The sequence below is a fragment of the Faecalibacillus sp. H12 genome (assembly GCF_013361255.1).
Classification (GTDB): domain Bacteria; phylum Bacillota_I; class Bacilli_A; order Erysipelotrichales; family Coprobacillaceae; genus Faecalibacillus; species Faecalibacillus intestinalis.
The window spans coordinates 20486-41998 of sequence record NZ_JABWDK010000011.1 but is presented as its reverse complement, the minus strand read 5'-3'; the positions used below and the strand labels follow the sequence as shown (position 1 = coordinate 41998).

Here is a 21513-nt window from a genome sequence, read left to right as displayed (position 1 = left end):
TTTCCCTCCTATTTAACAATTAAACTTAATGCTTTTTTGACATAACCATTTGTATCTAAATTTTCATCTGTCAATTTCTTAATAACTTTATCTACTTCACTTTGTTTATAACCTAATGCAATTAATACTTCCATAGCTTCTTCCAATTCTTGATTAACGACAGTTTGTTTTGTAGCAGTTACTTTTCCTTGTAAATCAAGAATAATTTGTCCTGCTGCTTTAGGTCCAATACCTGGTATTTTCTTTAAATAGGTCATATTGCCACTTTCAATAGCTTCACAAATTCCTTCAACATCTCCACTTGCTAGCATTGTACAAGCACTTTTACAACCAATTCCTTTAACTGAAATCAATTTTAAAAATAAATCTTTTTCTTCTTTTAAATTAAATCCATACAATAAAATACCATCTTCTTTTACTTGTTGATAAAGATAAACAACCACTTCTTTTCCTTTAGAAAAAGCATAAGGATTGCTCACATAAATTAAATAACCAATCCCATTATTTTCTAAAACAATATGATCACTTTGAATATCAACAATCAAACCTTTAATATAGCTATACATACATTTCTCCTATTACTATTATATTATAAAAAACGAATCATTTCGTCTCAAATTTGTGTCAAATTTGTCTCAATTATATCATAGTATCTATTAACTGAAAATAAAAAATCAGGCATAAAGCCTGATTCATTAATCATAGAATTCGAATTCAAAATCAAGAATAGAAACAACATCTCCATCTTGACATCCTGCGTTTCTAAGAGCTTCATCAATTCCCATATTACGCATTTTAATAGATAAACGTTTAATTGCATCATCACTTACTAGAGAAGTCATGGATACAAGACGTTCAATCTTCTTACCAGTAATTGTCCATTGACCATTACCTAAATTGTGAACAACAAATGGTGCCTCTTCTTCTTCATAATTATAAACAACTGTATTTTCTTCTACTTCTTCCATATCAAACTTAGGCGCAATTTCTAAAGCATCTGCAACAGCATATAATACTTGATCAACACCTTCATGAATAATTGCTGAAATAGGGAATACTTTAACATCTTCTCCTACTTTTTCTTTGAAAGCTTTTAAATTTTCTTCAGCATTTTCTTCATCCATTTTATTAGCTACGACAATTTGTGGTCTTTCTAATAAACGATATTGATATTGTCCAAGTTCTTCATTAATTGTACAATAATCTTCATAAGGATCACGTCCTTCAATACCACCCATATCAATAATATGAACAATAACACGACATCTTTCAATATGTCTTAAAAATTGATGACCAAGTCCTTTACCTTGACTTGCCCCTTCAATTAATCCTGGAAGGTCAGCCATAACAAAGTTACGACCATCTTTTGCTTGAACGACTCCTAAATTAGGAACAATAGTCGTAAAATGGTAATCAGCAATTTCTGGTCTTGCACGTGAAACAACAGATAAGAATGTTGATTTACCTACTGAAGGGAACCCTACAAGTCCAACATCTGCTAATAATTTAAGCTCACAGCAAACATCAAATTTTTCTCCCGGTTCTCCTCTTTCACAAATTTGTGGTGCAGGATTTCGAGAAGTTGCAAAACGCGCATTTCCTCTTCCACCACGACCACCTTTAGCAAGAACGACACGTTGTCTGTCTTCTGTTAAATCAGCCATAATTTTTCCAGTTTCTTCATTCGTAATAACTGTCCCCACTGGTACCTTGATTACTAAATCACTTGCATCTGCACCATGCATTTTTTTAGCCATCCCATTACCACCAGGACGTGCCTTATAAACACGTTTATATTTTAAATCTAATAACGTTGATAAAGATGTTGTTGCTTCAAAAATAATGCTTCCACCTTTTCCACCGTCTCCACCGGCAGGTCCACCTTTTGGAACATGTGCTTCACGTCTAAAAGCCACCGTTCCATCTCCACCTTTACCAGCTTCAATATATATTTTAGCTTTATCGATAAATTGCATACTTCCACCTCTCTTTCAAAAAAAAATCCCTTTTCAGGGATTTCATTATGCAGCTGGGTAAACTGATACTTTTTTTCTATCTTTTCCCATTCTTTCGAATTTAACAATTCCATCACACATAGCGAATAAAGTGTCATCTCCACCTTTTCCTACGTTAGTACCTGGATGAATTTTAGTACCTCTTTGTCTATAAATAATAGAACCAGCAGTAGCGAATTGTCCGTCTGATAATTTAGCTCCTAATCTTTTTGATTTTGAGTCACGACCGTTTTTAGTTGATCCAACCCCTTTTTTAGAAGCGAATAATTGTAAATCTAATTTAAACATCATGATGTTATTCCTCCTCATAGGTTATCTTGATATATTGATGATAGTCTTCTGTAAATGATTCCAAACTAATCACAAGAGTCTCTAGTATCACTTGCATTATTTCATCATTTTCATACACATCTATCATTATATTACCATTTTTTAAAATAATTGCACACTTTTTTTCTTCTAGAAATCCCTTTTTAGCAAGAGTATTGCAAATACCTGTAGCTACAGCACTTACGCCAGCACACACAAGATCTTTGCCATATTCACCAAACTGGGCATGTCCTTTTATTTTAATTTGAGTAATATATTTATTATTTCTTTTTATTTGAACTTTAATCATTATTTAACGTTGATTGAATCAACAATTAATTTTGTATAAGGTTGTCTATGACCTTGTTTTTTGTGGTAATGTTTTTTAGCGTTATATTTATAAATAGTTACTTTTCTTTCTTTACCTTGTTTTTCTACAGTAGCTTCTACAGTAGCACCTTCAACGTAAGGAGCACCAATAGTTACAGTTTCATCTCCAACTAATAATACTTTATCAAAAGTAACTTTTTCTCCTGCTTCAACTTCTAATTTTTCTACGAAAATTGCATCACCAGCTTCAACTTTTAATTGTTTTCCACCTGTTTCGATAATTGCGTACATACCGCACCTCCTATAATTTTTTTCTAAGACTCGCCAACCAAGGCAGCAAACGCATTTAATACCTCTTATGTGCGGTTGTAGTCTAGAGGTCTACAACAAGTGCATTATACTGAATATTCCAATTAAAGTCAATGCGATTTCTTAGATTTTATCAAATAAATTTTTATTGTGTCAAAATCATAAAATCTTTGATGAAAATGATAGATATTTTGATAAGGTCGAAAATATTCAAGATGTTTATTTATTTTCACTCTTTTTTTACTAAGATGATCACTCATTAATGTTTCCATATAAATCAAACGATAATTTTTAAGATATAAAATAACTTGATAAAATAAATATCCTAAAATAATTTTTCTCCCTATTTGTTTCGTAATAATCCATAGAATACAAATAAACAATAGTGAAACTTTTATTTGTATTTGCATGGCTTTTTGATAATCTATGAAATAAGATAAAAATAATAATAAAAGTTTTGAACCATCCAAAGGATAAACTGGAAGTAAGTTGAATATTAAAATATAAATATTGATTTTAGCTAACAATGGTTCTTTTATAAGAAGAAAAAAAATAAAACAAATAAGATTAATAAATGGACCACAAAGAAGCATCCCTATTTCTTCATAAACATAATGTTTTCCTAAATCTTTTAACGATAAAAAAGCCCCAAAAGGAAGAATCATGATTTTTTCAATTTCAAAAGAAAAATAAAGTGCCACAAGATAATGACCTATTTCATGTAAAATAGAAAAAAATAAAAAAGCCACATAATAAGAAGAACCTGATATAAAGGCTAAAAGTAAATAAAGATAAGTAAGGGGATGTATTTTCATTTTACATCCCCAAATATTCTTGATAAGTGATTTGTTTTCCTAAATATTCAAATATCATTTTAAACTTTTGTTGATACAAAGCAATTGTATCTCCTTGTTTGATTTTCTGAAATTTTTTTACTTGAATATCTTTTAACTTAGAAAAAGTAATTTCCGTACCATTTTCATCTAAAATAGTCACTTGTTGTTTTTTTACATCAATCACTTTACCGTCATTCATTGCAAGAACCTGATTTCCTGTTCCTTTATAATAGTCATCCTTGATCAAGGTATATTGTAATTCTTGACTTACTTTAACATCTTCTGGTAAAAAATCTAAAACACTTTGTGAAACAAAGGTAATCAATTGTTGTAAATATTTTTGATTAAATATTTTTTGTTCAAGTTCTGGATTTTTCAAAACAATCAATGAACCTAAAACAACAATCATCATAACCATCAAACGTACCATCCCATTATAAAGCTTTTTGAAATTATGATCATTAAGTGGTCTTTTCCTTTTTTCAATGCGTTTTCTTACATCATCCAAATCTGACATATAATCACCTATTACATCATATGAAATCATCCCAAAAAGATACGACTTAATAAACCTCTCCTTTTACATTTAGCAAAAGCTCTTTTATGTCCTAACAAACGATGTGCGATATTATCAAAACAATCATGTAAAAGATGACCCTTCAACAAATAAACAGGGCGTCCTTTATTATTAGCTTCAATCATTTCATGATCTTCATAAACAATTCCTAAAAGTGGTAAGGATAAAATATCTAAAGCATCATCGATCGTTAATGATTTGCCATCTTCAATATCATCTAAATTCACTTTATTAATAATCAACTTTAAATCCTGTATTCCCTTTTTAAGCAATAGGCCAATCACTCGGTCATTATCTCTTAATGTTGCAAGATCAAGATTAACAACAATAATTGCTTCATCAGCAATTGATGAGGCATAAGTAAACCCTTGTTCAATTCCTGCTGGTGAATCTACAATAATAAAATCAAAATCATTTTTTAAATAATCAATCAGTGCCGCCATGATCGATGCATCTAAATTTTGAAAAGACAACGTTTTACACGCTGGTAATAAATAAAGCGTTTGTTCTCTTTTATCTTTGACCAACACCTGATGAATTTCACATTTACCAGAAATCACATCATTTAAATCATAAACAACTCTATTTTCCAATCCCATCATAACATCTAAATTCTTTAAACCAAAATCTCCATCAATCAAACATACTTTTAAGTTTTGATGTGCCAAAGCAATTGCTAAATTAACACTGATACTACTTTTACCCACACCACCTTTTCCAGATGTCACAGTAATGATTCTAGACATGTATGTAATCCCCCTTTTCTACAACGATATCGTTATCTTTATAATAAACAAGTGACATTTCGAAAGTTGTAAAATGGTGTATAGATTTTCCAAAAAAGCGAATTGTTGCATTCTTAAATCTTTGACTGGAAATACAAGCTTCTTCACTTTGGCCTTCTATAATCCCAAAAACACCTTGCATGACATATAATTTAGCATACACTTGAACAATGGCCCCTGGATTGATTTTACCTGTAATTAATGTATCTTCATAAATTTCTATTTTTTCTCCCGCATGTATAGAAGCATCGATCATTCTTAATTCTTTTTTCTCCTCCGTTTTTTCTTCTATAAAACCACCAAACAAGAGACTTTTACATTCTACAAGAACACCAAAAAATTGTAATATCTCATCATTTTCCAAAATTCGACCCTTCAAATCAAAAAAGGCCTTTGGGTAATAATCCTTCTTTTTAAAGAAAGATTGCACCAAAAGACCTTTTAATTCATTTAATAAAACTTCAAAATCGACTTCATTATCCATTATAAAAATCAAACGTCCATTAAGATTCTTAACTAAAATATACATCAATATCACCTTCAAGTTTTAATTTATCGTGGATAAAATACACCCCATTAAAAATAACAATATTGAATAGTAATGTTGGTAGTAGTCTCTTAATTAGAAATGTTGTTATCACTAATTGAGTTGTATTTGTTATCCACATTAAAGAATATAACACACTCTCCTGTACAAAAATTGTCAAAACAACGATGACAATTGCCTCAAAATAAGTCATAACAGCTTTTTTCATATAACGCTTTTCAAAAAAAGAATACATAAAGAACAATAAGACATATACAAAAATAGAATTTCCATAAATTACACTAAAATAAATTCCACAAATTCCTGCAAAAATATAACGATGATCTTCATCAATTGTATTCGTCAATAAATCAAACATCATCACACCAACATAAGGAACAATTGTCAAATTTAATTTCAAAATTGAAGATGGTAAATAAAAACGTAAAACACTGTCGATAACAAAGAAAATAAACATGATAATTAAATATCTAACAAGCTTATTCTTCATTACCATTGACCTTCTTTACTACACTTACATAAGATAAATCTTTAAACTGCGCAGCCATTTTAACAGTTAAAGTCATTGTTGTTCCATCACTTTGAGTTACCAGTTTTTTTGCTTTACCAATATAAATTCCTTTAGGACATTTTCCATCTCCACCTAAACCAGAAGTATAAACTTTCGCATTTTTTTCTAATTTATCAATTCCTGAAAGTAAAGTAATATTTAAAACTTTCTTATTAACATCATAATTTTTTAATAATCCATAAATCGTTTGGTCACCATTAATAATCATTACTGGAATTTGATTTGATGGATTTTCACTTGTAAGTAACGAAACAGTAGAACTAATTTCCGTTACATGACTAACAACACCGATCATTCCTTTAGAATCACAAACTGCCATTCCTTCTTGAACATTATTTAAACTTCCAGCATCAATTGTAATTTCATCATTCCAATTTGTTTGATCACGTATTTGTACACTAGCTGCCTTCGTTTTATAATCATTTGGAAGATAATCCATTTCTGTTAATTTCTTTAATTTTTTAATTTCTGATTGTAAAACTTCATTTTCAGATTCAATATTGACATAAGAATCTAACTTTTCTTTTAAAATTCTATTTTCATCATAAACATCCTTTAAATCATTATATTCATTAAAGATATCATTTACAAAAGAAATAGGTTTTTTAATAATATAGTATTCAATCATAGAAATAGAATTACTTAATGTCTTTTCTAAACGGGATTGTTTTCTCCCTACAAAAAAACCAATAACTGATACTAAAATAACAACGACAAAAACACCAATAATAATTCTTTTATTTCTTTTTTTTCTACGATTGTTCATATAATCACCTCTAGTATCATTCATTATATAGAGTTCACTAAAAAAAATCAATCTTCTTTATTTTGATAGATTTTTTTTGAAGCAAAACTATAAAAACAATGCTTACCAACAATTAGATGATCTATGAACTCTATTTCTAAACAATCCGCCATTTCTTTAATCTTTTGCGTTATTAGTTCATCTTCTACAGATGGTGCAGGATTTCCACTTGGATGATTATGTATCAAAATAATTCGATTAGCACCACATCTAAGTGTATGTTGAAATACCTCTTTTGTTTCTAACATAGAAGCATCTCCACTTCCTATAAATAATAATTTCTCTTGAATGATTTCTAAACGGCTATTTAAACAAAGTAAAATGACTTTTTCCTGTTTTTCAAACATCAATTTATGTTTAATATATTCATAACCATCTTGAGGTTCTTTAATAACAAATCTTTTTGTATTTTCTTTTTGCATTCTTTTCGCAAGTTCTATACTTGCCATTAATTCAATTGCTTTTGCTTGTTTAATACCTTTGATTTTCGTTAATTGATAATAGTCTACATCTTTTAAAGCTTGGAACCCTCCTATTTCTTCTAATAATAAAGAAGCCAAATTTAAAACAGACATTTCTTTATTTCCTGTTCTTAAAATTACTGCAATTAATTCTTGATTCGATAAAGTTTCAATCCCATTATAAATTGCTTTTTCTCTTGGTCTTTCAAATCGAGGACAATTCAACATCATTTAAAGCTTTACTTTTATTTTTTTACTTAAACAATAGGCTAATACTATTTTTATAAGATCTCCAGGTATAAAAGGAACAACACACATCATTAAAGAAGCACTTAAATTCATCTTCGTCACAAACATAAACCACAGTGTTCCAATAAAATAGCAGATCACACTTCCAATAATACATGCTAAACCAATAGGAACTCTTGTTTTTAATTTTGAAATAACATAGACCATTATTGGAAACGAAAAGATATATCCCCCACTATAACCTAAAAGTGATCCCATACCACCTTGAAATCCAGCAAAAACAGGTAAACCAACCGCTCCCATCAACAAATAAACAACACATGCACTAACTGCTACTTTACAAGGAGCAATCAATGCAATTAAACAAACCATAAAGGTTTGTAATGTAATTGGTACATATCCTGGTAAATCAATTTTAATTTGCGAAAATATAGCCATCATACATGCCATAAGTGCGCAATAACACATTTCTTTTGTTTTGAAGTTCAAAGTTTTCACCCCCTGAAAGCATACTATCAAAGAGTGACTTCCTTGTCAATTTGTTTTTAAAAATTGATAAATTGCATTATATTCTTTTTTTTCAATCTTCTCTTGATAACGATCATCTATAAAATATTCTTTAACCACACATGTATTTCCTTTTTCAGCAATCTCTTTTGCTTGTTGATGTGCCTCTTTTTGTTTTATAAAAATATCAGTAATAACAACATACTCTTGATCTTGATACATAGAACTCTTATATCCTAATTCTTCTATTTGTTTCATTGTATTTTCAGCATTTGCTTTTTCTTTATAGCGTCCTACTTGGACAACATAGATATTGATTTCTTGTTTAAGTGCTCGATTTACATAATACATAGTTAGTGTATTACATAAAAGCATCAAAAAAGTAAAAATAAGCATTCCTTTCTTTTTCATAGACTCACCTCTTTCTAGTCTATGAAAATTAATAAAGAATATGAAGGTACCGAAGTACCTTCATCTATTATCTCCATTCAATAGAAACAAGTCTTGGAATTGAAATACGACCACTAGAAGAATATAACATTTTATAAACGGCTGCTCCCACAACAACACAGACAATCCATGTTCCTACTCCTCCACCAATAATTTCCATTTGATTTGTTAATTGTAATTCTTGCATTTTCATTTCCTCCTTTTTTTATTTAAGGAACAGACACCCACTAACTTCCTCACTATTTATATAGACATTTTTTGAGTATTTTTCTTTTAAAAATTAAAAAAAATCAAGTTTTTTCAAACTTGATTTTACATAGCTGCTAATTTTTCTTTAACAGCATTATATTTAGATGTATAATCTTCTAATTTTTGACGTTCACTATCAACTTTTGCTTGAGGTGCTTTTGATACAAATTTTTCATTACTTAACATATTTGTACAACGTTTAATTTCCCCTTCAAGTTTTTGAAGTTCAGCTTGTAATTTTTGTTTTTCTGCTTCTTTATCAACATAAGCACCAAGTTCAACGATCAATGTATTACCACCTTGAATCATTGCTGTCGCAACATCTTTAGAAGCTTCTTGATTATAACCAACACAAGTTGCATTACATAATTTCTTTAAGTAAGGAACACATTGGTCTAATAAAGCTTGTAAGTTTTCATCTTTTGTTTCAATTGAGTATTCCACTTCGATTGCATTTTTAATTGTATAGTTTGCACGAATTTCACGAACACCTTTAACAATATCCATTAAATAAGTAAATTGTTTGTTGATGTTTTCATCATTGAAATCAGGATTTACTGTTGGATATTTAGAAATACAAATTGATTCTTCTAAATGTGGAATTGCTTGATAAATTTCTTCAGTTACAAATGGCATGAATGGATGTAACATTCTAACGATTGCATTTAATACATAAACAAGAGTATGAGCACTTGCTTGTTTTTCAACTTCATTGTCACTATTTAAATGAACTTTTGTAAGTTCGATATACCATGAACAGAAATCATCCCAAATGAATTTATATAATTCGCTACCAACATTAACGAATTCAAATTTATCCATGTTGGCATCTACTTCTTCAATTACGTTATTTAAACGATTTAAAATCCATTTATCACATAAATTTAAATGATCAAATTTTAAATCCTTATATTCTAAATCTTCATCAATATTCATTAAAACGAATCTTGCTGAGTTCCAAATTTTATTAATAAAATTCCATGATGCTTCTAGTTTTTCAGGAATATATCTTAAATCCATACCTGGTGCTGAATTTGTAGTTAAGAAGAATCTTAATGTATCAGCACCGTATTGATCGATAACATCCATTGGGTCAACCCCATTACCTAATGATTTAGACATTTTTCTTCCTTGTTCATCACGAATTAAACCATGAATCAAAACATGTTCAAATGGTCTTTGACCTGTAAATTCTAATGATTGGAAAATCATACGACTTACCCAGAAGAAAATAATATCATATCCTGTAACTAAAGTATTTGTTGGGAAGTATCTTTTAAATAAAGGATCTTCTGTATTAGGCCAACCTAATGTTGAAAATGGCCATAATGCACTAGAGAACCAAGTATCTAAGACATCTTCATCTTGTGTCCAGTTTTCGGTATCTTCTGGTGCAGTTTTTCCAACATAAACTTCACCTGTTTCTTTATGATACCATGCTGGTACTTGATGTCCCCACCATAATTGACGTGAAATACACCAATCTTCGATATTTTCCATCCATTGTGTAAATGTTTTTTCAAATCTTTCTGGTACAAAGTTTACTTTAGAATCTTTCTTTTGATTAGCTAAAGCAGCTTCAGCCAATGGTTTCATCTTAACGAACCATTGTTTTGATAAATAAGGTTCAACAATAGCTCCTGATCTTTCTGAGTGACCTACTTGATGTAAATGTTTTTCAATATGATCAACAATACCCGCTGCTTCAAAATCAGCAACTAATTGTTTACGACATTCAAAACGATCCATACCTTGATATTTATGACAAAGTTCATTCATTGTTCCATCATCATTCATACAAATAGGCATGTCTAAGTTGTATTTTTTAGCTAAAGCAAAGTCATTTGGATCATGAGCAGGTGTACATTTCATTACCGCAGTTCCAAAATCCATATCGATATAACTATCAGCCATAATTGGTAATTTTTCACCATTAGCTGGGTTGATTGCATATTTACCAACTAAACCTTTATATCTTTCATCATCAGGGTGAACAAAGATAGCTTGATCGGCAAACATTGTTTCAGGACGTGTTGTTGCAATGACTAATTCTTGATCACTATCTACAATTTTATATTTGAAATAATACATTGCCCCTTCAATTTCTTTATGAATAACTTCGATATTACTTAAAGCTGTTCTTTGTACAGGATCCCAGTTAATAATTCTTTTACCTTGATAAATATATCCTTTTTCATATAAACGAACGAAAACTTCTTTAACCGCTTGAGATAATCCTTCATCTAAAGTAAATCTTTCTTTCGAATAATCTAAAGATAAACCTAATTTTTCCCATTGAGCACGAATAATAGAAGCATATTCTTCTTTCCAAGACCAAGCTTTTTCTAAGAAACCTTCTCTTCCTAAATCATAACGAGAAATTCCTTCTTCTCTCATTCTTGCTTCTACTTTAGCTTGTGTAGCAATTCCGGCATGGTCCATACCAGGAAGCCATAAAGCATCATAACCTTGCATTCTTTTATAACGAATAATCATATCTTGTAAAGTTGTATCCCAAGCATGTCCTAAATGAAGTTTACCTGTAACGTTTGGTGGTGGAATAACGATTGCATAAGGCTTTTTAGAAACATCTCCTGCTTTAAAATATTCTTTTTCTAACCAATGTTGATATTTACCTTTTTCAACACTTTTATGATCATATTTACTCGCTAATTCTTTTTTCATTTTCATCATCCTTTTCAATAAAACTTTCTTTATGTTCTTTAATGTATTCTCCTAATTTATCACCAATTCCTGAAGAACGTAATAAAGAAACAAATTCATTTGTAAAATCAGAGAAATTGTATGTAGCGTATTCACTTGTTTCATCAATTTCATCTTCTTGATCGTTTTCAATTAAAATAGCTAATTTTTCAGCTTCTTCTAATAAATGAGCAATATCATAACATTTCATTGTTTCAAATGCTTCTTTATAATAAGGTCGATAATTACAATAAGGTTCTGTTATAAAAAACGAATGGATTGAACCTCTTCCCCCTTCTAAAGAACATTCTAATTGGTACATTGTATAAATCAATAATTCCTCATGTGTCAAATAAGGAATAATATTTCCATCATAGTTATCATCTTCATATAGACGATCTTCTTTCGCATTAATATGAAAAATAACAGCTCTTGTTAGATCAATTGGTTCAATCTTATCAAAAACATCACTTGTAAGATGAGAAAACATATCTTTTTCTTGAGCTAATTTTTCTTCATATTGCTTTCTTTTTTCTTTTAATTGTTTAAATTTTTTACCATAAAAACTAAACAAGAACACACACATGATAGCAAAAATAATCCATACATACCAATACTCTGTAAAATAATTCATCTTTTTCCTCCTTAAAATAAAAAAGCCATCCCTCTAAGGACGACTTATATCGCGATACCACCTTAGTTCTAAGCATAAAACTTAGCACCTTAAAACTTTAACGCAGTTCTACGTGTTAAACTACTTCATTTCATCTAACATGCTCCTTGGCTACCTTCACTCTTTTCATTTATCCCTTTCCAGCAAACGGGACTCTCTATCAAACAAAGAAGAACTACTCCTCCAAATCATTGCAGTTCTATTCTATCAAATAGACTATTTCTCGTCAATCATTAACTTTTTGAATATTTCTTGTAAACCATCTAAATAACAAATTAATTTTGACATTTGATAAATATTGACTTCTTCTTGTAAATTTAATTGAACTTGTGGAACAATTGATAAAATACATTGCATTAAGATTTTTTCTTCTTTTAAAAGCTTTACTTCTTTTAAATAATATTCTAATAACGGTAAACTATCATAGAGTTCATCATGATTTTGAAAAATATCTATCAAATCATAAATACAATAATTAATTTTCATTCGATCAATTGAAATAAGTGTTTCATCACTAACAAAAATATGTTCCTTATTAAAATGATTATACGTTAAAGAAAGTCTAATTTCATTTTTACCTTTCATTATTTCTTGATATTGACTTAAATAATAATGTGCTTGATTTAAATAATGAACGATACGATAATAATTTAAAACAAGCATCCAACCTGCTGGAGATTTAAATTTTCTAAATTCAAATTCTCTCATTAATTCTTCATAATCATTTTTTCTTTGTTGAATCAAAGAAAAAAGATCATCATACTGCTTTTTAAAAAAAGCATCTTCTTCATGTTGCATAAAAAAAGAATGATTGTGTAAATACGCTAGGATTTGATAATATGTTTTTATTTTCATTCCTTTTTTTATATGATTATCTTCTTGTAAATAAGGCATAAGATAGATATATTGATCTTGAAAAGGTGTAAAATAGTGTTGTTCATTATTTAATATCAAATGAATAAAATGATGGAGATGTAAGGTATTAAGATGTTGATAAGCAACTTCTAGTTTCTTTTCATCAACAATCTTAACACAATAAAAATGATTAGCTGTTTTCACTTTATAGACATGCGGACTGATTTGAATCAGTCCAATTACGTCTAAATTATACTTTGTTTGAATGATCTTTTGGAGCATAAGGAATAATAAGAATTTGTCCTGCATCTAAATTTAGATCTTGATTATAGTCTCTAATCATTTTTTCATCTACCTGGTATTGTCTAGCTATTGAAGCATACGTATCATTTGGTAAAACGACATATAAATAATAAACACCTAGATCCTCGTCATCATCAACCTTTTCTTCTTTTTCTTTCGTTTCATAAATTTTTTCTTGTAACTTTTCAACATCTTGAATTTCTTCGGGTGCCTCAGCAACGACTTGTTCATTTATCGTTTGCGTCTCAACATCCCTTGATAATTTTTCAATTTCATCAATAGGATCTTCATCAAGTTGAATATAACGATTTTCACCTTCTTCAACCCCATACACTCCAACTTCAATTTTAATTTTCAAATTACCATCAATAATATCATAATGAAAATCTTCAACCTTTAAATGAAAATCTTGATGATCTATAATCTTTTGATCATCCGCATAAACATCTAATTCCACATTTTCTAAAAAATGTCTTTTTTCTTGACTAATATATTCTCCTTTAATAGCAAGACTCCCCACTGCTCTAACACCATGATCTTCAATCTTATAGTCGATAGATTCATCAACCGTTAAAGAAACTAATTCCTTTAATTGATGTAATAAATCAATTTCCTTTTCGTAAAATATTTTTTGCATAGTCATCCTCCTAACAAAGTCTATGCAATAAATCATCAGATATGAAAAAAAGTAGGTTTCCCTACTCAAAATCTAAATCACACAATTCATAAATTGCATTCCAAGCTTCTTGAATTCCTTTTTTCTTTAAACTTGAAAAACGAATAAATGTATCACTTGGATCAAAATGTAATGTATCTTTAATTAATTTTTCATTTTTCTTTAAATCATTACGTTTAAGTTTATCTTCTTTAGTCGCAACGACAATGACAGGTACACCATGATGTTTAACAAACTCATACATCATCACATCATCTTTTGTTGGTTTATGACGATAATCTACAAGTAAAATAAAACCTCTTAAAGTTTGTCTTTCACTAATATATTCATCCATCGTTTTACCGAATTGTTTTGTGACATTATTAGCAACTTTGGCATATCCATATCCAGGAACATCTACAAAATAAAGTGCATCATTGACATTAAAGAAATTCAAAGTTCTTGTTTTACCTGGCGTACTTGATACTTTTGCAAGACCATTTCTAGATAACATCGCATTAATAAAACTACTTTTTCCAACATTTGATCGTCCAGCTAAACACATTTCTGGAAAGCTTTCTTCAGGCCATTGGCTTTTCCATGCGGCTGATAATATATATTCTGCTTTTTTAATTTTTACCATTTTTCTCACCTTTTTTATTGTACAAAAAAAATAACGGAAATTCAAGTTTCCGTTATTTAACAATTGCATGTTCTAAAACTGTATCGATATGATCAGCTAAAACAATTTCTAAATCATTTCTTACTGATTCTGGGATATCTTCGATATCCTTTTCATTTTCTTTAGGAATGATGATTTTTCTAATTCCAGAACGATGTGCTGAAATAGATTTTTCTTTTAATCCACCAATTGGTAGAACATTTCCACGTAAAGTGATTTCTCCAGTCATCGCAACATCATCTCTTACAGGTTTATTTGTAAACGCTGAATAGATAGCTGTTGTAAGAGTTACCCCTGCAGATGGACCATCTTTTTTGATAGCTCCTTCTGGAACATGGATATGAATATCTTGTTTTTCAAAGGCTTTATCATCTAAGCCATATTTTTCTTTGTTAGCTTTTAAATAATCTAATGCAATTGAAGCAGATTCTTTCATTACATCACCTAATTGACCAGTAATAATAAATTTACCAGTACCATCAAAATGATTGACTTCAATTGGTAAAATATCTCCACCAAATTGAGTATATGCCATACCAGTAACAACACCTACTTGAGGACGAGGAAGTTTCTTAGTATGATCAAATGGTGCTTTTCCTAAGAATTCAACAAGTTTATCTTGATCAATTGTAACTGATTCAACTTTTTCTTTTAAGATAGCTAAAACAGTTTTACGACATAATTTAGCAATATATCTTTCAAGTTCACGAACACCTGCTTCACGTGTATAGTGTTGAATGATTTCCATGATGATATCATCAGAAATAATCATTTGTTCAGGTTTTAATGAATGCGCATCTAATTGTTTTTTAATTAAATGTTCTTTAACAATCATTAATTTTTCTTGTTCTGTATAACTTGAAACTTCAATAATTTCAAGACGATCTCTAAGTGGTCCAGGAATTCCTCCTAAATCATTAGCAGTCGCAATGAATAAAACTTTAGATAAATCATATGGTTCTTCGATATAGTTATCAGAGAATTGAGAATTTTGTTCAGGGTCTAAAACTTCAAGCATTGCACTTGTAGGATCTCCTTTATAATCACTTGCCATCTTATCAATTTCATCTAATAAGAAGACAGGATTTACAACACCAGCTTTTTTCATTCCTTGAATGATACGTCCAGGCATTGATCCTAAATAAGTACGACGATGTCCACGAACTTCTGCTTCGTCTCTTACCCCACCTAAAGAAGCTTTAACAAATTTACGATCTAAAGCACGGGCAATACTTTTAGCAATACTTGTTTTCCCCACACCTGGTGGACCTGCTAAACAGATAATTGGTGCTTTTAAAGATTGTGTCATTTGTTTAACTGCTAAGTGTTCAACAATTCTTTCTTTTACTTTTTCTAAACCAAAATGATCTTCTTCTAAAATAGCTTCAATTTTAGAAATATCCTCTTCATCTTTAGTTTCTTGATACCAAGGTGTTTTCATCACCCAATCAATATAAGTTCTTACAACGTTCGCTTCTGAAGATGCTGGTGGCATAGCTTCAAAACGACGTAATTCTTCTTCAATTTTATCCTTGATATATTGAGGATATGGATTTTCAGCTAATTCTTTACGAATTTGATCAGCATCGTCCCCTTTATCAACAGTATCACCAAGTTCATCTTTAATAGCTCTTAATTTTTCTCTTAGATAGTATTCTTTTTGATTTTCATCAATACTTTCTTTGACTTTTCTATTGATTGTATCTTCTAATTGACTAATCATTTTTTCAGATTCAATAGAACTTGCTACTAAGAATAATCTTTCATTAATTCTTTGTTCTTCAAGAATTTTTTGTTTTCTATCTAAATCAATTGGTAAATATTGACCAATTGTATCAGCAAGTAAACTAGCTGATGTTCCATTTGAAAGCAATGTTAAGCTTTCAGCTGGAATATGAGGCATATGACGTCTTGCTTGTTCAAAATAAGCTGTTGTTTTTCTTACTAAAGCAACTTCTTCATTTGTGTCTCCATAAATATCTTCTAAAACTTCAGCTGTTGAAAAAATTGAACCATCTTCAATTTTAAAATCTCGAAGAGCAACTCTTTTTTCTCCAGTAACAGTTAATTTGATTGTCCCTGCACTATCGCGACGGATTTTCTTTTCAATTTTACATAAAGTTCCAACATGATAAACATCATCATATTTTGGATCATCAACAATAGGATTGATTTGTGATACAAATAGGATATTGTTATCAAAGTCACGACTTGAAAGTTCAAGTGCTTTTAAACTAAGGGGGCGACCAACATCTAATGATAAACGGTTACCCGGAAAGACAATCATTCCTCTTGTGCACACAACAGGAAGGGTTAATAATGTACTTTCACTCATAATAATCCTCCTTTTTTAAAAAGACGCTTACGCGTCTTTTAAACTATTTCTTTAAGTTTTCTTTAACAACGTCTAACGCTTTTCTATTTAAAATATCAGCATCGATTTGGTACATATTTTGAGCGAAGATTTGTTTGATTTCTTCTAAGTCTCTATTATATGTATTTGCGATTGTTTCTAATTCGCTATTACGTTCTTCATCAGTTACTTCAATATTTTCAGCTTCAACGATAGCAGCTAAGATTAAGTTTAATTTAACTCTGTCTTTTGCTTGATCAGTTAAATCAGCTTTGATAGCATCTTTGTTTTTACCAGTGAATTGTTCATATAATTCAAATGATAAACCTTGTTGTTGCAAGTTCATTTCAACTTCTCTTAACATTGTATCTAATTCAGAATTTAATAAAGCTTCGCTATCTTCTACTTTACAACATTCAATTAAAGCTTGAGTTAAATCAGAGAAGAATTTATTTTCTACTTCATTTTCTTTTTGTGATTTTAATTGAGCTTTAATATGATCTTTTAATTGATCTAAAGTTTCAACACCTTCGATGTTAACATCTTTAGCTAATTCATCATCAGCTTCAGGTAAAACTTTTTCTTTAATTTCATGAACAGTTACTTTGAATGTAGCTTCTTTACCAGCTAATTCAGTAGCTTGATAATCTTCTGGGAATGTTACAACAACATCTTTTTCATTTTCACAAGTCATACCGATCATTTGATCTTCAAAACCTGGAATGAATTGTCCAGAACCGATTTCTAATGAATGATTTTCAGCTTTTCCACCTTCGAATGCTTCACCATCGATGAATCCTTCAAAGTCCATAACTACTGTATCACCTTTAGCAACTTCACCGTTTTCTTTAGTTGTTAATTCAGCGAATTGATGACGATAGTTTTCAACTTGTGCTTCGATATCTTTTTTAGCAACAGTTACTCTACCTTTTTTAACTTCTAATCCTTTGTATTCACCTAATTCAACTTCAGGTTTAACAGGACATAAAATTGTAATTTTTAAGTTATCATTATCAACACTATCAATATTTAATGTTGGTTGAGCAATTGGAGCAACTTCAGCTTTTTTCATGATATCAGCATATCTTTTTTGTAAGATTTGATCAGTAGCTTCATCATAGATAGCTTGTTTTCCAAGTCTAGCTTTAATCATAGCAACTGGAGCTTTACCAGGTCTGAAACCATCTAATTTAACTCTTGTAGCTAATCTTTTTAAAGCAGCGTCTTGAGCTTCTGCCCATTCTTTTTTATCAAATGTTACTTTAATTTGAGTAACAGCATTTTCTAATTTTTTTGTAGTTGTTCTCATTATATATTTCTCCTTATTCCGTATCAAAAGACATTATATACTAACCTTTTTTTAAATTCAACTATATTAATAAATTTTAATATTCGATTGATTGTATTGTTTCCAATACATCTTTTACATCCTCTTGATTGCAATTATATAAATACTCAATATCTTCTAATTCAATATCTATATATTGTAAAGATGCTAAATGATAATGAATAGCTCCTGCAATACTACGATAATCTTGTTCATCAATATATTTTGGATAGATTGAATAAAGATAAAAATTTAAAAATTGTTCACACATCGTAAGTAAAGATGGATTATCATCTTCTAAAGCATCCATCAACAATTTATAAATTTCAACACCAGATTCTTGATTCAAGACCATTGGGGCATAACTTGGGTTAATGTCGTAGTGCACACCTTTTTTAACAACTTCCAAATCTTCATCAATTTCTTGATCAATCATTAATTCTATTAATAAACTTTTGGCAAAATCAGGTTGATCATTATCTCTAATAAATTGACGAATAGGAACAATCATACGACGAATATTCATACCTTCCATTTGTTCAATAGCCATATAAAGTAAATCTTCATTTGTATCTTTTTTAGTTAAAATATTTTCAATATCTTCTTCATTAAAGACTTTTTGAGTCACCCCATCAAAAGATGCTTCTTGTTTCGCTAATAACAGTTCATCATAAGCTGCATTAAAAACTGTTTCATATTGATAAGGAATATAAGGCATTGATAATTCCTCTACAATAATATTAATAGCTTCTTCAAACTCTTCTAAATCTTTTAAAATCGATACATAAATAGCAACAACATCATAATAAGTTTCTCCAGCAAGAACTTTTGCTTTCATACCTTCTCTTTTAGCTTGTTGTAACTCTTTCAATCCATATAAACAAACAAGTCTTTGATAACGTACTTGTTCATTATCCATATCATTTAAATATTGCAACGCTTCTTTATATTGACCTGTTTCAATTAAATCTTCTATCATTTTTCTTCTTCATCCTCATCATCATCTAATTGTAAATCATAAGTGATTTCGGGTTGTGTTTGTTCTTCTTCATGTAATTTTTGAATCATTTCACTATAACCCTCTAGTTTCCCAGTCTTCACAAAATCATCATCAGTAAGTGGCACAACTATCCCTCCTTCATTTTCGCTATTATAATATAAAATAAATCTTTAAAAAAGGCAAATTTTAAGACTATTTTATCACTCTTTTCATATTTTAAATAGTGAGGTGATTTCATGTATAAAAAATATTTAAGAAATATTTCAATGATTTTTTTATGTGCTTTTGCAACCTTTGTTTATTTTAAAAATGATGATGTTAAAACAGTGAAAAAGAAAGCTAATATGCAAACAGTTATTTTTAAAGATCAAGATGAAACGCTTATTCCTGTTTCTGTAGATATTGGTGTTAAGGATAATAAGGAAAATAATATTCGAGGGATTATTGAAACAATGAAATCAAAAGATTTTACTCAATTAGGACTTTATCCTATTTTTAATAAGAAATTAGAACTTAATGCTTTAATTATGGAAAGTAATCAACTTACATTTGATTTTACAAATAATTTTAAAGTATCAAATAATCAACAAGCTTTAGATATTTGTGAAGCTCTTAGCTATTTATTTTGTAAAGATGGTATTTCTAAAATCAATATGAAAATAGATGGTAAAGCTGTTTCTTCATTTGAAAATACAACAATACCATTAAGTTGTATCACTCCTAATTTAGGTATTAATAACTTTGAAACATCCACTTTTGATCTTTATCAAACCTCTTCCGTCCTTGTTTATAACGAAAAAGAAATTGCTGGAAAAACATATTATATTCCTACAACAACACGTATTCAAAACACAAATCAAACAATTGATCAAAAAGTATCTTTATTATTAGATCATTTTGAAAATAATACTAAAGTAGAAACAACTAAAAAATCACAATTAAACGATGGCTTACTTTCTATCTATTTATCATCACGTATTCTAGATAATAGCGAAAATATTCCCCCTACTCTTTATAGTCGTCTTGAAAAATCATTTTTATCACTTCCTGATGTTAGTTCAGTCCATATCTATATTAATAATGAACTTATTCAAGAAGATCAAAATGTAAGTACATCAATCGATAATATTGTACAAATCTAGTAAAGTTTTGTTATAATGTTTTTGGTGATGAAAATGAAAAAAATAGTAGTAATGTCAGATAGTCATGGTTATCATCAAATGATTAATCGTGTAAAGGAACTAGAACCCGATGGAGATTATTATGTTCACTGTGGTGATAGTGAAGCTGAAACATATATGATGCAAGATTGGTTATGTGTTAAAGGAAACAATGATTGGTATAGTGATTTTCCAAATCAAATCAAATTTAAAGTTGAAGATTTAAACTTTTTAGTTGCTCATGGGCATCGTTTTGGATATATGGATCGTGAAACAAGTATGATCTATACTTTGCAAGAAGCAAACTGTGATGTACTACTTTCAGGACATACGCATGTTCCTATGTATAAAGAAGTTGATGGTTATACACTTATTAATCCTGGATCTACAACTTTACCTCGTGGAGGAAGTAATCGAAGTTATTGTGTTATTTATGTAGAAGGTAAAGATTTAAAGGTTGAATTCAAAAATTTAGATGATTTTTAAAAAAGTATTGCTTTTTAAAAAAATATATGCTATTCTAGTTGAGCAGTTGAAAGTAAGCAATGTCTACGTAGCTCAGCTGGATAGAGCACACGCCTTCTAAGCGTGCGGTCAGGGGTTCGAATCCCTTCGTGGACGCCATTTAATAAACAACAACCTTCGGGTTGTTTTTTATTTTATATATATCTCTTCAAAATATAAAATATAAATTTAAAAAAATTGTGATTTTTTATTGCAATCATTTCATATTCATGCTAATATATATGAGCAGTTGAAAGTAAGCAATGTCTACGTAGCTCAGCTGGATAGAGCACACGCC

Annotated in this window: 26 protein-coding genes, 1 tRNA gene and 2 other annotated features; of the genes, 3 read left to right on the top strand and 24 right to left on the bottom strand. The window is 29.6% G+C overall.

Annotation, left to right across the window (positions count from 1 at the left end):
- Positions 1 to 8: 8 nt before the first annotated feature.
- The 24 genes from ruvA to HUU89_RS08680 all read right to left on the bottom strand — a co-directional run bounded on the left by ruvA (position 9) and on the right by HUU89_RS08680 (position 19676).
- Entirely contained in the window at positions 9 to 566 is a 558-nt protein-coding gene (ruvA, locus tag HUU89_RS08795) for a Holliday junction branch migration protein RuvA (protein WP_175301555.1), read from the bottom strand.
- Between the two features lie 129 nt (positions 567 to 695).
- Positions 696 to 1976 (bottom strand): GTPase ObgE, encoded by a 1281-nt coding sequence (gene obgE, locus HUU89_RS08790; protein WP_175301554.1) that lies wholly within the window; start codon positions 1974 to 1976, stop codon positions 696 to 698.
- Between the two features lie 45 nt (positions 1977 to 2021).
- On the bottom strand, positions 2022 to 2306 hold the full coding sequence (gene rpmA / locus HUU89_RS08785; protein ID WP_022002223.1) for a 50S ribosomal protein L27: 285 nt from the start codon (positions 2304 to 2306) through the stop codon (positions 2022 to 2024).
- 4 nt (positions 2307 to 2310) lie between these two features.
- A complete protein-coding gene (locus HUU89_RS08780) occupies positions 2311 to 2634 on the bottom strand; it encodes a ribosomal-processing cysteine protease Prp (protein WP_032091589.1) in 324 nt (107 codons plus the stop codon).
- Positions 2634 to 2945: a 50S ribosomal protein L21 gene (gene rplU, locus HUU89_RS08775; RefSeq protein ID WP_032091590.1), complete on the bottom strand. Its 312-nt coding sequence runs from the start codon at positions 2943 to 2945 to the stop codon at positions 2634 to 2636. Before rplU ends, HUU89_RS08780 begins: the two co-directional genes overlap by 1 nt.
- Before the next feature lie 16 nt (positions 2946 to 2961).
- Positions 2962 to 3032: a sequence feature (ribosomal protein L21 leader region), on the bottom strand.
- A 41-nt stretch (positions 3033 to 3073) separates the two neighbouring features.
- Positions 3074 to 3778, bottom strand: coding sequence for a site-2 protease family protein (locus tag HUU89_RS08770; RefSeq protein ID WP_175301553.1), 705 nt, complete (start codon positions 3776 to 3778; stop codon positions 3074 to 3076).
- Between the two features lies 1 nt (position 3779).
- Positions 3780 to 4316, bottom strand: a complete 537-nt coding sequence (locus HUU89_RS08765; protein WP_175301552.1) for a peptidoglycan DD-metalloendopeptidase family protein — start codon at positions 4314 to 4316, stop codon at positions 3780 to 3782.
- A gap of 26 nt (positions 4317 to 4342) precedes the next feature.
- The gene (gene minD, locus HUU89_RS08760; protein WP_022002228.1) at positions 4343 to 5122 is read right to left on the bottom strand and encodes a septum site-determining protein MinD; all 780 of its coding nucleotides are present in this window, start codon (positions 5120 to 5122) and stop codon (positions 4343 to 4345) included.
- Positions 5115 to 5690: a hypothetical protein gene (locus tag HUU89_RS08755; protein WP_032091593.1), complete on the bottom strand. Its 576-nt coding sequence runs from the start codon at positions 5688 to 5690 to the stop codon at positions 5115 to 5117. Before HUU89_RS08755 ends, minD begins: the two co-directional genes overlap by 8 nt.
- Positions 5674 to 6198: a hypothetical protein gene (locus HUU89_RS08750; RefSeq protein ID WP_175301551.1), complete on the bottom strand. Its 525-nt coding sequence runs from the start codon at positions 6196 to 6198 to the stop codon at positions 5674 to 5676. Before HUU89_RS08750 ends, HUU89_RS08755 begins: the two co-directional genes overlap by 17 nt.
- The gene (mreC, locus tag HUU89_RS08745; RefSeq protein WP_022002231.1) at positions 6188 to 7069 is read right to left on the bottom strand and encodes a rod shape-determining protein MreC; all 882 of its coding nucleotides are present in this window, start codon (positions 7067 to 7069) and stop codon (positions 6188 to 6190) included. Before mreC ends, HUU89_RS08750 begins: the two co-directional genes overlap by 11 nt.
- A 23-nt stretch (positions 7070 to 7092) precedes the next feature.
- On the bottom strand, positions 7093 to 7776 hold the full coding sequence (radC, locus tag HUU89_RS08740) for a RadC family protein (protein WP_119362975.1): 684 nt from the start codon (positions 7774 to 7776) through the stop codon (positions 7093 to 7095).
- Positions 7777 to 8235 carry a biotin transporter BioY gene (locus tag HUU89_RS08735; protein ID WP_254697739.1) on the bottom strand — a complete coding sequence of 153 codons (459 nt, stop codon included), beginning with the start codon at positions 8233 to 8235 and terminating at the stop codon, positions 7777 to 7779. It lies immediately after the preceding gene.
- A 93-nt stretch (positions 8236 to 8328) separates the two neighbouring features.
- The gene (locus tag HUU89_RS08730; protein ID WP_032091598.1) at positions 8329 to 8712 is read right to left on the bottom strand and encodes an SPOR domain-containing protein; all 384 of its coding nucleotides are present in this window, start codon (positions 8710 to 8712) and stop codon (positions 8329 to 8331) included.
- A gap of 67 nt (positions 8713 to 8779) precedes the next feature.
- Positions 8780 to 8938: a hypothetical protein gene (locus HUU89_RS08725; RefSeq protein ID WP_167389340.1), complete on the bottom strand. Its 159-nt coding sequence runs from the start codon at positions 8936 to 8938 to the stop codon at positions 8780 to 8782.
- A gap of 125 nt (positions 8939 to 9063) precedes the next feature.
- Positions 9064 to 11685: a valine--tRNA ligase gene (locus tag HUU89_RS08720; protein WP_317992335.1), complete on the bottom strand. Its 2622-nt coding sequence runs from the start codon at positions 11683 to 11685 to the stop codon at positions 9064 to 9066.
- The gene (locus HUU89_RS08715) at positions 11663 to 12337 is read right to left on the bottom strand and encodes a hypothetical protein (protein ID WP_032091600.1); all 675 of its coding nucleotides are present in this window, start codon (positions 12335 to 12337) and stop codon (positions 11663 to 11665) included. The genes HUU89_RS08720 and HUU89_RS08715 overlap by 23 nt, the downstream gene beginning before the upstream one ends.
- A gap of 32 nt (positions 12338 to 12369) precedes the next feature.
- Positions 12370 to 12577, bottom strand: a binding site (T-box leader).
- A 15-nt stretch (positions 12578 to 12592) separates the two neighbouring features.
- Positions 12593 to 13513: a hypothetical protein gene (locus HUU89_RS08710; RefSeq protein WP_175301549.1), complete on the bottom strand. Its 921-nt coding sequence runs from the start codon at positions 13511 to 13513 to the stop codon at positions 12593 to 12595.
- Positions 13482 to 14171 carry a LysM peptidoglycan-binding domain-containing protein gene (locus HUU89_RS08705; RefSeq protein ID WP_032091602.1) on the bottom strand — a complete coding sequence of 230 codons (690 nt, stop codon included), beginning with the start codon at positions 14169 to 14171 and terminating at the stop codon, positions 13482 to 13484. The genes HUU89_RS08710 and HUU89_RS08705 overlap by 32 nt, the downstream gene beginning before the upstream one ends.
- 61 nt (positions 14172 to 14232) lie before the next feature.
- The gene (gene yihA, locus HUU89_RS08700) at positions 14233 to 14832 is read right to left on the bottom strand and encodes a ribosome biogenesis GTP-binding protein YihA/YsxC (protein ID WP_032091603.1); all 600 of its coding nucleotides are present in this window, start codon (positions 14830 to 14832) and stop codon (positions 14233 to 14235) included.
- A 52-nt stretch (positions 14833 to 14884) separates the two neighbouring features.
- Positions 14885 to 17206, bottom strand: coding sequence for an endopeptidase La (gene lon / locus HUU89_RS08695; RefSeq protein WP_032091604.1), 2322 nt, complete (start codon positions 17204 to 17206; stop codon positions 14885 to 14887).
- A gap of 43 nt (positions 17207 to 17249) precedes the next feature.
- A complete protein-coding gene (tig, locus tag HUU89_RS08690) occupies positions 17250 to 18533 on the bottom strand; it encodes a trigger factor (protein ID WP_107029915.1) in 1284 nt (427 codons plus the stop codon).
- Positions 18534 to 18609: 76 nt separating this feature from the next.
- On the bottom strand, positions 18610 to 19530 hold the full coding sequence (locus HUU89_RS08685) for a hypothetical protein (protein WP_022002243.1): 921 nt from the start codon (positions 19528 to 19530) through the stop codon (positions 18610 to 18612).
- Positions 19527 to 19676 carry a hypothetical protein gene (locus tag HUU89_RS08680; protein ID WP_022002244.1) on the bottom strand — a complete coding sequence of 50 codons (150 nt, stop codon included), beginning with the start codon at positions 19674 to 19676 and terminating at the stop codon, positions 19527 to 19529. The genes HUU89_RS08685 and HUU89_RS08680 overlap by 4 nt, the downstream gene beginning before the upstream one ends.
- A gap of 111 nt (positions 19677 to 19787) precedes the next feature.
- Here HUU89_RS08680 and HUU89_RS08675 point away from each other — a divergent pair, with 111 nt between their 5' ends.
- From HUU89_RS08675 to HUU89_RS08665, 3 genes are all read left to right on the top strand, one after another.
- Positions 19788 to 20693: a hypothetical protein gene (locus tag HUU89_RS08675; RefSeq protein WP_175301548.1), complete on the top strand. Its 906-nt coding sequence runs from the start codon at positions 19788 to 19790 to the stop codon at positions 20691 to 20693.
- A 33-nt stretch (positions 20694 to 20726) separates the two neighbouring features.
- Positions 20727 to 21197: a metallophosphoesterase family protein gene (locus HUU89_RS08670; RefSeq protein ID WP_117864403.1), complete on the top strand. Its 471-nt coding sequence runs from the start codon at positions 20727 to 20729 to the stop codon at positions 21195 to 21197.
- Between the two features lie 61 nt (positions 21198 to 21258).
- Positions 21259 to 21335: transfer RNA gene (locus HUU89_RS08665), tRNA-Arg, on the top strand.
- Positions 21336 to 21513: the final 178 nt, after the last annotated feature.

Bases quoted from the DNA above. Each gene is read 5' to 3' on its own strand.
- ruvA (WP_175301555.1), bottom strand. From the start codon at position 566: ATGTATAGCTATATTAAAGGTTTGATTGTTGATATTCAAAGTGATCAT.
- obgE (WP_175301554.1), bottom strand. From the start codon at position 1,976: ATGCAATTTATCGATAAAGCTAAAATATATATTGAAGCTGGTAAAGGT.
- rpmA (WP_022002223.1), bottom strand. From the start codon at position 2,306: ATGATGTTTAAATTAGATTTACAATTATTCGCTTCTAAAAAAGGGGTT.
- HUU89_RS08780 (WP_032091589.1), bottom strand. From the start codon at position 2,634: ATGATTAAAGTTCAAATAAAAAGAAATAATAAATATATTACTCAAATT.
- rplU (WP_032091590.1), bottom strand. From the start codon at position 2,945: ATGTACGCAATTATCGAAACAGGTGGAAAACAATTAAAAGTTGAAGCT.
- HUU89_RS08770 (WP_175301553.1), bottom strand. From the start codon at position 3,778: ATGAAAATACATCCCCTTACTTATCTTTATTTACTTTTAGCCTTTATA.
- HUU89_RS08765 (WP_175301552.1), bottom strand. From the start codon at position 4,316: ATGTCAGATTTGGATGATGTAAGAAAACGCATTGAAAAAAGGAAAAGA.
- minD (WP_022002228.1), bottom strand. From the start codon at position 5,122: ATGTCTAGAATCATTACTGTGACATCTGGAAAAGGTGGTGTGGGTAAA.
- HUU89_RS08755 (WP_032091593.1), bottom strand. From the start codon at position 5,690: ATGTATATTTTAGTTAAGAATCTTAATGGACGTTTGATTTTTATAATG.
- HUU89_RS08750 (WP_175301551.1), bottom strand. From the start codon at position 6,198: ATGAAGAATAAGCTTGTTAGATATTTAATTATCATGTTTATTTTCTTT.
- mreC (WP_022002231.1), bottom strand. From the start codon at position 7,069: ATGAATGATACTAGAGGTGATTATATGAACAATCGTAGAAAAAAAAGA.
- radC (WP_119362975.1), bottom strand. From the start codon at position 7,776: ATGATGTTGAATTGTCCTCGATTTGAAAGACCAAGAGAAAAAGCAATT.
- HUU89_RS08735 (WP_254697739.1), bottom strand. From the start codon at position 8,235: ATGATGGCTATATTTTCGCAAATTAAAATTGATTTACCAGGATATGTA.
- HUU89_RS08730 (WP_032091598.1), bottom strand. From the start codon at position 8,712: ATGAAAAAGAAAGGAATGCTTATTTTTACTTTTTTGATGCTTTTATGT.
- HUU89_RS08725 (WP_167389340.1), bottom strand. From the start codon at position 8,938: ATGCAAGAATTACAATTAACAAATCAAATGGAAATTATTGGTGGAGGA.
- HUU89_RS08720 (WP_317992335.1), bottom strand. From the start codon at position 11,685: ATGAAAAAAGAATTAGCGAGTAAATATGATCATAAAAGTGTTGAAAAA.
- HUU89_RS08715 (WP_032091600.1), bottom strand. From the start codon at position 12,337: ATGAATTATTTTACAGAGTATTGGTATGTATGGATTATTTTTGCTATC.
- HUU89_RS08710 (WP_175301549.1), bottom strand. From the start codon at position 13,513: ATGCTCCAAAAGATCATTCAAACAAAGTATAATTTAGACGTAATTGGA.
- HUU89_RS08705 (WP_032091602.1), bottom strand. From the start codon at position 14,171: ATGCAAAAAATATTTTACGAAAAGGAAATTGATTTATTACATCAATTA.
- yihA (WP_032091603.1), bottom strand. From the start codon at position 14,832: ATGGTAAAAATTAAAAAAGCAGAATATATATTATCAGCCGCATGGAAA.
- lon (WP_032091604.1), bottom strand. From the start codon at position 17,206: ATGAGTGAAAGTACATTATTAACCCTTCCTGTTGTGTGCACAAGAGGA.
- tig (WP_107029915.1), bottom strand. From the start codon at position 18,533: ATGAGAACAACTACAAAAAAATTAGAAAATGCTGTTACTCAAATTAAA.
- HUU89_RS08685 (WP_022002243.1), bottom strand. From the start codon at position 19,530: ATGATAGAAGATTTAATTGAAACAGGTCAATATAAAGAAGCGTTGCAA.
- HUU89_RS08675 (WP_175301548.1), top strand. From the start codon at position 19,788: ATGTATAAAAAATATTTAAGAAATATTTCAATGATTTTTTTATGTGCT.
- HUU89_RS08670 (WP_117864403.1), top strand. From the start codon at position 20,727: ATGAAAAAAATAGTAGTAATGTCAGATAGTCATGGTTATCATCAAATG.